The sequence below is a fragment of the Pseudomonas sp. GM21 genome (assembly GCF_000282215.1).
Lineage (GTDB): Bacteria > Pseudomonadota > Gammaproteobacteria > Pseudomonadales > Pseudomonadaceae > Aquipseudomonas.
In genome coordinates, this window is the sequence record NZ_AKJS01000016.1 from 45,955 (window position 1) to 58,719 (window position 12,765).

The 12,765-nt window shown below is 57.2% G+C and carries 12 protein-coding genes; 10 read left to right on the forward strand and 2 right to left on the reverse strand.

Translation table 11 applies throughout. The features are described 5' to 3' along the window. Positions 1–62 precede the first annotated feature (62 nt). The 5 genes from PMI22_RS25370 (at position 63) to PMI22_RS25350 (ending at position 4,915) form a co-directional block, all read left to right on the forward strand. Entirely contained in the window at positions 63–980 is a 918-nt protein-coding gene (locus tag PMI22_RS25370) for an SDR family oxidoreductase (RefSeq protein ID WP_202949201.1), read from the forward strand. After that, positions 977–1,609 carry an SDR family oxidoreductase gene (locus PMI22_RS25365; RefSeq protein ID WP_007943185.1) on the forward strand — a complete coding sequence of 211 codons (633 nt, stop codon included), beginning with the start codon at positions 977–979 and terminating at the stop codon, positions 1,607–1,609. Before PMI22_RS25370 ends, PMI22_RS25365 begins: the two co-directional genes overlap by 4 nt. A 215-nt stretch (positions 1,610–1,824) precedes the next feature. Continuing rightward, a complete protein-coding gene (locus tag PMI22_RS25360; protein ID WP_007943186.1) occupies positions 1,825–3,054 on the forward strand; it encodes a cytochrome P450 in 1,230 nt (409 codons plus the stop codon). A 62-nt stretch (positions 3,055–3,116) separates the two neighbouring features. After that, positions 3,117–4,070, forward strand: a complete 954-nt coding sequence (locus tag PMI22_RS25355) for a PDR/VanB family oxidoreductase (protein ID WP_007943187.1) — start codon at positions 3,117–3,119, stop codon at positions 4,068–4,070. A gap of 95 nt (positions 4,071–4,165) precedes the next feature. After that, positions 4,166–4,915 carry an SDR family oxidoreductase gene (locus PMI22_RS25350; RefSeq protein ID WP_007943188.1) on the forward strand — a complete coding sequence of 250 codons (750 nt, stop codon included), beginning with the start codon at positions 4,166–4,168 and terminating at the stop codon, positions 4,913–4,915. Between the two features lie 93 nt (positions 4,916–5,008). On the opposite strand, the gene PMI22_RS25345 is transcribed toward PMI22_RS25350, so the two are convergent. Together PMI22_RS25345 and PMI22_RS29900 are read right to left on the reverse strand one after the other, a co-directional pair. Further along, entirely contained in the window at positions 5,009–5,788 is a 780-nt protein-coding gene (locus PMI22_RS25345) for an SDR family NAD(P)-dependent oxidoreductase (RefSeq protein WP_007943189.1), read from the reverse strand. A gap of 60 nt (positions 5,789–5,848) precedes the next feature. After that, a complete protein-coding gene (locus tag PMI22_RS29900) occupies positions 5,849–6,520 on the reverse strand; it encodes a TetR/AcrR family transcriptional regulator (RefSeq protein WP_007943190.1) in 672 nt (223 codons plus the stop codon). Between the two features lie 175 nt (positions 6,521–6,695). Between PMI22_RS29900 and PMI22_RS25340 the strand changes: the two genes are divergently transcribed. From PMI22_RS25340 to PMI22_RS25320, 5 genes are all read left to right on the forward strand, one after another. Beyond that, positions 6,696–8,150, forward strand: coding sequence for a coniferyl aldehyde dehydrogenase (locus PMI22_RS25340; RefSeq protein ID WP_007943191.1), 1,455 nt, complete (start codon positions 6,696–6,698; stop codon positions 8,148–8,150). A 65-nt stretch (positions 8,151–8,215) separates the two neighbouring features. Beyond that, on the forward strand, positions 8,216–8,428 hold the full coding sequence (locus PMI22_RS25335) for a hypothetical protein (RefSeq protein WP_238543873.1): 213 nt from the start codon (positions 8,216–8,218) through the stop codon (positions 8,426–8,428). Between the two features lie 90 nt (positions 8,429–8,518). Next, complete coding sequence (locus PMI22_RS25330) at positions 8,519–10,426, forward strand: linalool dehydratase/isomerase domain-containing protein (protein WP_007943194.1); 1,908 nt, start codon at positions 8,519–8,521, stop codon at positions 10,424–10,426. Positions 10,427–10,500: 74 nt separating this feature from the next. Continuing rightward, complete coding sequence (locus PMI22_RS25325; RefSeq protein ID WP_007943195.1) at positions 10,501–11,253, forward strand: SDR family NAD(P)-dependent oxidoreductase; 753 nt, start codon at positions 10,501–10,503, stop codon at positions 11,251–11,253. A 27-nt stretch (positions 11,254–11,280) separates the two neighbouring features. Further along, the gene (locus PMI22_RS25320) at positions 11,281–12,738 is read left to right on the forward strand and encodes an aldehyde dehydrogenase family protein (protein WP_007943196.1); all 1,458 of its coding nucleotides are present in this window, start codon (positions 11,281–11,283) and stop codon (positions 12,736–12,738) included. The last annotated feature ends 27 nt before the right edge of the window (positions 12,739–12,765 follow it).

The window sequence follows — 12,765 nt, forward strand, 5'->3', positions numbered from 1 at the left end:
GATGAGCCGGGCTTCTTTGCTTTTACTGATCCAGTTTTCATTGTCGACTGGCGCTGCGAAGCGTGCGCCTGTTCGTCCAGGAGACAAGCATGAAAGAAATTCGCAACGCCTTGGGAGCGCTGCAAGCGCCTCAACTTGAGCGACCTCCGTTCCCTGCCGACATGCTCAAAGGCAAGGTCGCATTCGTGACCGGTGGTGGTTCAGGCATGGGGTTTGGAATGGCGCGCGCCTTTGCACAGGCAGGGGCTGATGTCGCTATCGTGGGGCGATCAATTGATCGTCTGGAAAAAGCGCTTGGCCAATTGCAGGGCTTTGGTATACGAGCCCATGGCGTGGCATGCGATGTACGCAAACCTGACGCCGTTCAGTCGGCTTTTGACCAGGTAGAGGAGCGTCTCGGTCCCGTAGGCATTCTCGCCAACAATGCGGGTGGGAACTTCCCCGCGTTGGCCGAGCAAATTTCTGCCAATGCCTGGCGCGCCATTACTCAAATTGCCGTGGATGGCACGTTCCTCTGTTCCACGGAGTTTGCTCGCCGACGCAAATCGCTTGGGCAGCCAGGTGCAATTGTGAACAACAGCGCGCAGTACATCTGGTCTGGCTTCCCGGGTGATGCCCATTCAGCGACAGCGAAAGCGGCCATCGTTCATATGACCAAGGCGATGGCCAACGATTGGAAGGGCAATGGCATACGGGTGAACTGTGTTGCTGCGGGCTTCTTTCCGCATCCGGATGCCGTGGTGGAAACGCTGGACAAGCAAGCCATGGAGCGTATGAGCAGCATGTTTCCTATCGGTCGCACTGGAGAACTGCACGAGTGGGGCTGGTTGGCAACCTTCCTGGTGTCGCCCTTGGCGGCAGGCATCACTGGCCAGACGGCGCTGATTGATGGGGGAGATCGACTGCGTCGTGCGCTGATGCATCCTGCTTTCGTGACACCACGAGATCGTATCAATCCTTGGGGGGAGCTGCCGCAATGATGACAATGATCGGACCCTGGAATCTCGGGGCCAACGCCCTGGTAATCGGTAGTGGGAAGGCAGTCACGGCGGTTGTTGATGCACTCGAAACCTCGGGTGCCCATCCATTTGTCGTTGCGCACAAAAATTTGCGCGACGAGCTGGATGTCCGGGCTCTGTTTGAGCGCGCCGAAGCCCAACTGGCGGGAAGAATCGGCATTTTGGTGTATGCGGATGCCCCGACCAGCACCGCGAGTGCCGACACTTTGTCGTACCTGGAATGGCGCGCTGCCCTTAATGCCAGTATGGATGTGCGCTTCTTCTGCACTGTTGAATTGGCACGGCGCTGCATGGCTGATCAGCGTAAGGGTGCAGTTGTTCACCTGACATCCAGGCGTGCGGAGCAGGCGGAAGGGGGAGCCATTGCGGCCGCCGCGAGTGCAGGCGGATTGCTGACCATGAGCATGTCCCTGGCGGTGGAGTGGGGACGCGACAACATCCGTAGCAATGTTATTGCGACTCGTTTGCTCGACAAGGTGCAGGCGCAAGATGGCGAGCAGTTGGCATCGCTTGGCGCTCTGGTTAGCTATTACTGCAGCGACTATGCCTCTTACATTACCGGGACCCGTATCGGAATCGACGAAGGTTAGACCGAAGAGGCGCCGTCCCTCGGCCTCGGCAGAGGCATCGCCAAAGGTTCCGTTCGGCCTTTGGCGCCGTTCAAAATCGAGGCAGATCTCCTCAAGTTATTTTCATATTGACAGTAATAATCATATTAATGATTATATGAACGACTGATCAATTAATTCATCGGGCATCCGCTGCCCTGATTTCATCAACCCATACAATAAAAGGGCAATAAGCCATGACCACAAGCGCCCCTTCTGCTCGCAAATGTCCTTTCCATGTTCCGACTGAGCTGGATCAGGACTTCGACATTTTGCGTAATCCAGGACATACCGAAGACCCTTACAAGGCATTGGCCATGGCCCTTGAGGGAAAACCTCGGATCTTCTGGAGCTCCACAAACCCATTTTCAAAACAACCCGGTGCCTGGGTACTGACCCGTACCGAAGACATGCGCACAGTGCTGCGAAACCCGAAACTGTTCTCGAGTGCGGAAAACGCCGGTTTTTCCAAATTACTGGGAGAAAACTGGAGCCTCGTTCCGCTCGAAATGGATCCGCCCCATCACGGGGCGATGCGCGCGTGGGTCAATCCTCTGTTTGCTTCCAGCGTTATTCCGGCCATGGAGCCGGCTATTCGTGAAACCTGTGTGCAGCTGATCGAAGAGTTCCGTAGCAAGGGTCATTGCGAGTTCATCAATGAATTTGGTCGACCTTTCCCGGTGACAGTCATTTTACAGCTCATGGGTTTGCCGGTTTCCGAACTTCCGCGTTTTCTGGAGTGGGAAGACGAACTGCTGCACAGCGAGGACATGGGTGTCAAAGCAAAAGCTGCCCGGCAAATCAAAGACTATCTGGTTGAGCAAATTGCTGACCGCCGGCAAAAACCGCGCGATGACCTCTTCACCAAAGCGACCATTGCAGAAGTCGGTGGGGCACCGCTAAGCGAGGATGAGGTTCTCGGGTTTTGCTATCTGATGTTTGTCGGTGGGCTCGATACCGTCGCCTCATCGCTAGGCTTGCACTTTCAATATCTTGCCGAACATCCAGAACTCCAGGAGCGTTTGCGCAAAGATCCGTCACTGATTCCGCAAGCGGTCGAAGAGTTGCTTCGTCGATTCAGCTTGGTGGTCTCTCACCGCCGGGCCACTGAAGACACTGAACTGGCCGGGGTTCAAATCAAGGCGGGCGACTGGATCACCATTCATACACCGGCCTCGGCAATCGATGAAACCCTGCACAGCGACCCCTACACCGTTGATATCGACCGTCCTAACAAGGCTCACCTGACCTTCTCGTTTGGTGCGCATACCTGCCTGGGCATGCACCTGGCTCGCCGCGAGCTGATTATTGCCCTGGAAGAATGGACTCAGCGCGTACCGGGATTCCGGATCAAGCCAGGTGCACCTTTGCGCACCCACGCGGGGCCGGTCTACGGCGTCGATGAACTGCACCTGGAATGGAACTGAGTCGGGGCCGCTGACCGAATCCCTGCGAGGCTGGCACGCCAGCCCTTATAGAGTGATGAATAATGATTGAAGTCATGGTTACGTCCAGGCGTCTCGAGGCTGAGGACATTTACAGTTATGAGCTGGCACGCAATGACGGCCTGCCACTGCCCGCGTTTGCAGCAGGCGCGCACGTTGATGTCGAAGTCGCGCCTGGGGTGTTGCGCCAATATTCGCTGTGCCCGAGCCAGCATGAACAGCGGTATGTGATTGGGGTTCTCAAGGACCCGGCGTCCCGCGGTGGCTCGGTAGCCATGCATGAAAACGTGCAAGAAGGGACCACGCTGAAAATCAGTGAGCCTCGCCTGCTGTTCCCCTTGGCGCATGATGCCAAACGCTCATTGCTGTTTGCCGGTGGAATTGGCGTCACCCCGATTCTCAGCATGGCCGAGCGTCTGCAGAGTGCGGGCAGCGACTTCCAGTTGCATTACTGCGCTCGCTCGCAAAGCCGTATGGCGTTTCGGCAGCAGATTCTCAGCGCTCCCTTCGCCGCACGGGCCCATCTGCATTTTGATGATGGCGCCGCAACGCAACAGCTGGATGCGCACCAGGTGATCGGGACGCCCGACGATTCCGTACATTTGTACGTCTGCGGTCCAGTCGGGTTCATGCAACACATCATCAACACGGCGCAAGCGCTGGGCTGGGCCGAAGCGAACATTCACCGTGAATATTTCGCGCCCCCGGAAAACAATTCGGCTGCTGTCGATGGCAGTTTTGAAGTGATGATTTCCAGTACCGGCCAGGTGTTGCAAATCCCGGCGGGCAGGGCCTGCGTTGAGGTGCTCAACGAAGCCAATCTGGGCATTCCGGTGTCGTGTGAGCAAGGTGTATGCGGCACTTGCCTGATACGGGTAATAGAAGGCACGCCAGAGCACCGCGATCTATTTCTCACTGATGCGGAACACCAGAAAAATGATCAGTTCACACCTTGCTGCTCGAGAAGTCTGAGTGGCCGATTGGTGCTGGATCTCTAACGGCACTCTGATTGGTTGCCGCGTTGCTGTGAATGAAGGTGAGCAGGAAAAAGCAGCGACGCGGGCTGAGTTACATCATCATGTCGAGAATAAAAATGAACGCACTTGAAGGGAAAATTGCTCTGGTGACCGGCGGCTCGCGCAGCCTCGGATTGAGCATTGCGCAGACATTGGTTGAGCAAGGTGCGCACGTCATTATCACCGCTAGAAACCAATCGGCACTGACTGACGCGGCGAAGATTCTGGGCGAAAAGTGCCTGCCGTTGCAGATGGATATCCGTAATCCGGCCTCGGTAAAAGAAGGTTTCGCGATGGTTGAAAAGACCTTCGGACGCCTGGATATTCTGGTCAACAACGCTGCAGTGGGCTGCATTCATCGCATCGACGAAGCCAGTGATGCCGACTTGCACGCCCAGGTTGAGACCAACCTGTTAGGTGTGATCTACGCCATCCGTGAAGCGGTGCCCCTGATGCGTCGGGCAGGCGGTGGCGACATCATCAGCATTTCATCGGAGTCGGTGCGCCTGCCGTTTCCTATGCTCAGTGTGTATGCCGCCACCAAGGCCGCCATCGAATGCCTGGCGACGGGCCTGCGCGATGAATTGCGCCCCGACAAAATCCGCATCGCCACGCTGCGCTGCGGCAACATTGCGGAAAACAGCGGCTTCGGCGACAACTGGAGTGATGAGGTCAAGGCGGCGGCCTTTGCACTGTGGAGCAGCACTGGCCATCTGGCCTTTGCTGGTCAACCCGTACCGCAAGGCCTGGTGGCGCAAGCCTTGGCCAATATGCTTTGCCTGGCACCCAGCGGTGGGGCTGACCTGGTAGAGATTCGTGGACGCTGATCGCTACCCTTGATTCATCACCTGTTATGACGCTAAGGGATGGCAGGTAACTGCCATTCCTTACCACCTACAGACAAGGCGCAATGTGCGCTATCAAGCGAGCTTCTCCATTCTGTCAGCTATTTTCCACAGCAATGCAGGCGATAGCCGGCGAAGCAAGTAAGCCAGTCTGGCTTCTCCCGGCAGAATCACAGTGCGGCCTTTTTCAAGGCCTTTTTCTATGGCATCGATAATGGATTCAGGCGATGCCATGCGCTTGCTTTTCGCAGCGTCCTTCACGCTCTGCGGTCCGGTGTCCAGTGCTTGTGAAATCAGCGGAGTGTCGACCGCCGGTGGGCAAGCCAGGAGGATGCGTAGATTACTTTTTTGCTGTTCGTGAATCAGCACTTCGGCAAAGCTGTTAACCGCAGCCTTGCTTGCGCAATAGGCCGAGAAGCGGCCGCTGAATGCATAGCCGGTGATTGAGCCGAAAATGATGATGTCGCCTTGGTCGCGTTGCAGCATGCGTGGCAATACGGCCTTGGTGACGAACACCGTGCCAAAGTAATTGACCTGCATAACGCCAACGATTTTCTGCGCTGGCATATTCAAAATAGTATCCCCGGGCATGATGCCGGCCGCATGCGCTAACCGGTCGATAGGACCCAGCTCGTTTTCAATGCGCGCCACGGTTGCCAGTACTTGCTCTTCATCGGTGACATCGCAGCGGAAACTATGGATATTTGGCGCTTGGGCAGCTGTGGCGTCCAGCGCCGATTGGTTCAGGTCGACGATCGCAACTGTCGCTCCAGCACGGGCTAAACGCAGCGCCATAACGCGACCCATACCGCTCGCGCCTCCTGTAACCATCGCTATTTTTCCGTTAAATGCCATTGCCGTTCTCCGCCTTTATTGTTGTGTGGGTAGCTGGGTTGCTGATTGGAATTTGAATTGTCAGATAATCCTGGCGTCGATTTTTTCGACGACGCAGGTCAAGCGCTGCAGCTCGCTGCTTAGCCGCTCTATAGCCGCTGACTGGTTGTTTTCGGGGGGCGTTGGATGGAGTAAGCCGGGCAGTAAAAAGATGTCAATGTAGTTGTCCAGCTCGGCAGTCTGCCAGCCATCGACAGGGGGGGCGCTTGACAGCGCCCACGCCTGACGCAGCAGCCACTCGGCAATCTGTTGCGCACCGATATCGGTACGCAGCTCTTGGTTTGCCTGGGCTTTTTTGATAGCCGGTACCATCAGTTCAATCAGATGTGTTTGTGCATTTTGTGGGTTGCGATAGACCAGTCGCACGATGTGTAAAAAACTGTCTTCCGCGAAGAGAGCGTTGCCCCTGGGCAGTTCACTGCCCGAGCTGGCCATCCCGACGATTAGGCCACGCCAGCGCTGCGCGGGGGTTGTAAAGGTGCTGGTTTGTTCCAGTAGCTGTTGCAGGTGCATTACCCACAGCTGAATCACTATCTTGAGAAGGATGTCATCGACGTCACGGAAGTAACGATAAAACGTACTTCGAGCGATGCCAGCGACTTCGACAATTTGTTGCACCTGCGTAGCGATGACGCCATGGGTAGCGAAACACTGCTCGGCCGCCTTGAGAATTCTTTCTTCGACGTTGCTCATCTGGGGTATCCGCTATGCATGCTTGCTGTCCAGCTGCTTTGGTCAAGGAGGGATTCGATAACAGTGGCAGGAAAGCATATAGACATTTACAATCATATCAATGATTATGTTCGACGCATGTAGGACATAACTGCGCTTGTGTCTCTCTTGTACCAACGACTACTGAGACGTCCGTATGAATGCAAGCACTGATGAAACGATGAAGGCGGCAGCAACGCGCGCTGAATTGATGTCCATTCTGGCGGCGCAGAAACAGGCGCTATTGAACGAACGCTTTCCCTCGGCGAAAGTGCGTGAGGACCGCCTGGACCGCTTGCTTGATGTTCATGTCCGTTACAAGGACAAGATCATCGAGGCGCTTTCGAGCGACTTCGGCGGGCGTTCGCGCATACAGTCTCTCGTGACGGATGTGGTCAGCACAGTCGGCGCAATCAAGTACACCCGTGGCAAGGTTCGCCAATGGATGCGTCCACAGCGTCGGCAGCTGCCGCTGATCGCAGCGTTGACGGGCGGGCGGGCTGAGGTGCATTACCAGCCGCTAGGCGTCGTCGGTAATATCTCGCCCTGGAACTTTCCAGTCGGGTTGGCATTTACTCCCGCCATCGAAGCCATTGCCGCTGGCAACCGGGTTATGCTCAAACCTTCGGAAGTAACGCCGGCGAGCGCGGACATTATCCGCGAGATGGTCTGCAGCGCCTTTTCCAGTGAAGAGATTGCCGTCGTAACCGGTGGTGTCGACGTTGGGCAGGCCTTCAGTACGCTGCCATTCGACCATTTGGTGTTCACTGGAGGGCCCGAAGTCGCGCGTCACGTCATGAGTGCGGCGGCACAAAATCTGGTGCCGGTCACGTTGGAGCTGGGCGGCAAATGCCCAGTCGTCATCGGTGAAAGTGCCAGGTTCGCTGAGGCTGTTGAGCGAATATTGACCACCAAGGCGATCAATTCCGGGCAGCTTTGCCTGACACCGGACTATGTGTTCGTACCAAAAGCTCGCCTGGAAGAATTCATCTCGCAGGCCCAGGCCATCTGGCAGCGCTTTTATCCGCAAGGCCTGTTGGATAACGATGATTACACGGCCATCGTTAATCCGCGTCACTGGCAGCGAGTACAATCCTATCTTGATGAGGCGAAAGGGCGTGGTACACGAATCGTCCAGCACAACACCGCAGGTGAAGACTTCAGCAATGCCCAGCGGCACAAACTGCCGCCTACATTGGTGATCGAACCTGCAGATGATTTGCGCGTCATGAAGGATGAAATATTCGGCCCGCTTCTGTCGGTGAAAGGGTATGACTCACTGGATCAGGTGATCGACTTCATCAATGCCCGGCCAAGGCCGCTTGCTCTGTATTACTTCGGTTATGACAAAACGCAAGCGCATCGTTTGCTGCTAGAAACGACGTCGGGTGGCGTCACCATCAACGATGCCGCTCAGCACGTCGCATTTCCCGACTTGCCGCTCGGTGGCGTGGGTAATAGCGGAATGGGCGCTTACCACGGCAAGCGCGGTTTCTTGCAGTTCAGCCATGGGAAGGCCGTGTACCGGCAGGGATGGTTGAGTATGGGCAAATTCTTTCGACCGCCGTTTACCGAGGCGCGCCGCAAGTTGTTTGAAAGCCAGCTTAAGTAGGCTGCCTGGCAGTCAATGTTCATTCTGAATGAGGGGGCGCTATGGGTTGTTGCATCGTTGTTGCCATGCTCATCTCGCAAGTCATCTGCCTATGGGAGAGGGCGCGGGAGAATCTCTGGCTGAATGTGCTGGCGATCTCGCTTGCGGTCGCCAGCGTGGGGCTGCTGGCCTGGCACTGGCATCACATTGAAGAGCTCATCATCAACCCGTTGGCGTTCACCTTCATTTCTGACTTGCTCAATCAGGCCGGCAGTTTTTGCCGCACCGCTCTTCGCTAACCCAAATGAACCCTGGCTGGCAGCTTTTGCCGGACCGATTAAAACCCGCTAGCTCGCCCGATTCGGGCCTTTTGCTGGAGTACAACAATAATGAACAGCATCAATGCCTCGGTGACGGAAAACGTTACTCCCTTTCTGGGGGCGCCAGAGGACGGCCCCGTTACGCGTGCCAAGAAGATGCGCACACGTATCATCTACATATTGTGTGTCGTTGGCGGCTTATTGCCTTGGCTATTAGGCGCGGCGCCTGCGTTGCAGGCAGCCAGTCTTGGACTGCTGTTTCCAGGGGCGGGTTTTTTTGCCGTAGGCGGCTGGGCATTGGTGTTGGTGCCGCTGGTTCTTGCGTTGTACGGCATTTCGCTGGTCGCCTGGTTCGGTTCTGGAATGATTTCTGCGCCCATTGTCATTTGGCTGGGTTCGGCGGCGCTGGCGGCGGCACTGGCCGGTGATGCCACTTGGAGTGCTGGCCCACCGCTTGCTCTGGGTCTTTTGGTGGTCTACCGAGTGATTTCCGCTCGCCGTCAAGGCAAGGCGCATAAGGCGCTGCTGAAGCGGCGTGAGGAGCGCCTTCAGTTTCTGCCTGAAGCCATCCGCGAAGTGGGGCTGCGCGCCACTGAGCCACCGCCGGCTGATGAGCGGGAGCTGAGCCCTGTCGAGTTGCAGGTGCTGCGTTACAACCTTGATCTGGCGCTGCAGCCGGTGGAGCGTTTTGAAGGCTTTGACACGATCGAGCAGTTCCAGACGTCTGCATTGCGTTATCAGCTCAATAACGTTGGCTATTCACTTTCTTCAGCGCAAGCAATCTACACGCCGAACTTCCAGGGCTATAACAACCTGGCGCAACGCAATGTCATCGAAAAAATGCTGACGAAAAAGGTATGGGGCTATTGGCGTTGGGAGCGTTTGTGGGGGCATTTCTCTACCCGGTTTGATCCGGTCGGGCGCGACAACATCATGCTCACCGGCTTTTTTGGTTTGCAGGTATGCCTGTACATGGCCGAGACCGGCGATATGCGCTATGCCGAACCTGGCAGCCTGACCTTCAAGTGGGGCAAGCATGAGTTCGCGCATGACATTCATTCGATGATTGGCTCGATCGATGAAAACTACTCGCGCAGCGAATTCTGCCTGTTCCCTTGTGAGCCGGGTTGGGTTTATACCCCCTGCAATTTCATGGGGATGATGGCGTTAATCGCGTATGACCGTCTATTCGGTACGGCTTTGGCCAGCAAGCACATGGCGCGGTTCATGCGCAGCCTCGGTGATGAATTTACCTTGGCAGACGGCGACCTTATTGCTTTGCGTTCCGAGGTTACCGGTGGGGCGATTCCTTTCCCGTTTGGCAATGAAAGCCAACCGCTTTTCCTGAACGCGTTTGCCCCGGAGCGAGCCAGACAGGCATGGGCCCTGGCCCGCGACACCTACGTTAAGGAGAAGGATGGCAAGGTTGAAATCAGCGGGCTGGAGAAGGGCGTTGATTTTGGTCGCTATCGAAAATCTCCCCTCGGCCACTTGATGTCGTTGCTCGGATCGGCCAGTGAGATGGGGGATCAGCCGGTCGTTACAGAAGTGCTGAGGCTGTTGAATGAACTTGGCTCACCGCAAGTTAAAGGCGGAGTGCTCAAGTACGACTGCACCAGCACCAGCGGAACCTCATTGGTGCGCGGCGTTATCTTGCGCAAAGGTGACTGGCGCAAGACCGTCACTCAGGGCGCTGAAGCCTGTACCCGCAAAGGCCCGATTCTTACTGAAGCTTCGTACCCGGCTGTTTTGGTGGCCAAGGCCTTCAGCCATGGAGAGGATCTGCAACTGGTGCTGTACCCGGGCCAGGTAGAGGGTGAGCAGACCGTTCGTATTGAGCGCTTGCAACCAGGCGTCCAGTACAGCCTTCAAGGTGCCGGGGCACCCGCAAGTTTTGTCGCTGATGCTCAAGGACAGGCACAACTGCGCATCCATCTGGCAGGGCGTACAGCTGTGTCCATTCAGCCGGCACTTTAAAACCCAAGAAAGCAAGCGCGATGCTGGCGCGATCCAGCTGTGCTTGTTTGACTCACAACAAGGAGAACAAAAAGATGAGTTTTGATAACAAGGTGGCCATCGTTACCGGTGGGGCCCAGGGCATGGGGCGTGAATACGTCCGTTTGCTCGCGCAGCAGGGGGCTCGTGTGGTGATTGCCGACATCAATCTGGATGTGGCACAGAAGGCCGTGGATGAACTGGGGTTCAAGGACCAACTGCTCGCCGTGCGCACCGATGTCGGCGATCTCGACTCCTGTCTGGCTTGCGTGAAAGCCGCCGAAGAGCGTTTCGGTGGGGTGGATTATCTGGTCAACAACGCGGGCCTGTTGTCAGCCGCAGCCTTTCCCTCGCTGATCGACATTCCCGTGGAAAAGTACCGGCAGATCACCGAAGTGATGCTCAACGGTCAATTGTGGATGGCCCGCGCAGCCGTGCCGGCCATGCGCAAGCGTGGTGGCGGGGCGATCGTCAATGTGTCGTCCATTGGCGCCTATCAGGCCACGGGGGTGTATTCGCTGACCAAGCTTGGGGTAAACGGCTTGACCATCAACCTGTCGCGCGAGCTGGCCAAAGACAACATCCGGGTTAACGCCGTCGCGCCGGGCACCGTTGCCACCGAGGGCATGCAGCCGCTGATGAGCGTCGAGGATATGGCCAAGTGGGGCCAGATGCTCGGGCGCCCGACCGACAAGGTGGCAACGCCGGACATGATCGCCCAGGTCGGCGTGTTCCTGCTTTCCGACGCGGCGAGCTATGTACGTGGGCAAATCATTGCCGTCGACGACGGTCAGCAAATCCGGGTTTGATCCCGTTTCGGTTCCCAGGAGGACAGTATGACTTATGACCGTACGGCGCCATCCGTCAGCCTGCTGATTGGTGAGCGTGAGCTCAGCAGTGGCAGTGGTGGCGTGTTTGCCCACATCAACCCTGCAAATGGTGAGCACCAGGCTGATATTCCTCTGGCCGGCCCGGCGGAGGTGAATCAGGCAGTGGCCTGCGCCAGCCAGGCGTTCGAAGTCTGGCGGCGCATGCCGGGTGCGCAGCGCGGCATGCTGCTCAACCGTCTGGCTGATCTCATTGCTGCCAATACCAGCGAATTCGTGCGTCTGGCCGCCATCGAGGGTGGCACGCCGATTACCGTCGGCGCTGGCGGGCCTCGGATAGGGGAGGAGTGGACTCGCTACTACGCCGGCTGGGCCGACAAGATCGACGGCCAGGTCGTCTCGATGCCACCGGCCGATGAACTGATCTACACCCGACCGGAACCCTATGGGGTCATCGGCATCATCATCACCTGGAACGGCCCGCTCATATCCCTCGGCATGAAGGTGGCGCCGGCACTGGCTGCAGGTAATACAGTGGTGATCAAGCCGGCCGAGCAGACGCCCTTTGTGGCCAATCTGTTTGCCAGGCTGGCACTGGAAGCCGGCATTCCGCCAGGGGTCATCAATGTGCTGCCGGGTTCGACCGAGGCAGCGCAGGCGCTGATTGGTCACCCGGATGTGCAGAAAATTACGTTCACCGGGGGGCCGGCGACAGCTCGCAAGATTCTTCACCAATGTGCCGATCTGCTCAAACCCGCTGTACTGGAGTTGGGAGGCAAATCAGCCAACATTGTTTTCGAGGATGCGGATGTCGCTGCGGTGGCGCAAATGGCAGCGTTCTGGAGTGTCGGTTTGCTCAGTGGCCAGGGCTGCGAGCTGCCGACCCGCCTGCTGGTGCAGGACAGCATCTACGAGCAAATGGTCGAAGCGGTGGCGGCGGTGGCTGGGCACTTGCCGCTGGGTGACCCGTTTGATCCGAACACCATTATTGGGCCGGTGATCAACATGGATGCCTGCACGCGAATTCTCGGCATGGTCGAGCGCGCTCGCAGCAGTGGTGCCGGGCGGATCGTGTTGGGTGGCGAACGGGCAGGTGGTGCGTTGGCCAATGGTTACTATCTAGGGCCGACGATTTTGGCAGATGTCGATCCACGCAGTGAGATCGCTCAACAGGAAGTGTTCGGTCCGGTGCTGGTGATCCAGCGCTTCAAGGACGAAGCAGAGGCTGTGGCCCTGGCGAACTCTACCGGTTATGGCCTGGGTGGCTACATCCAGACCCATGATCTGGGTCGCGCCAATCGGTTGGCTGCCGCGTTAAAGACCGGTTACGTGCATATCAACGGCACGCGCAATATTCCGGCTTGCGCTCCGTTCGGTGGTATCGGATTGTCGGGGTATGGCAAGGAAGGTGGGCGTCCGGGGCTGGATGAGTTCGTGCGACTGAAAACCGTCAGCATGCCGATCTGATGGGCAACTTCCCCTGTCCCGATCATG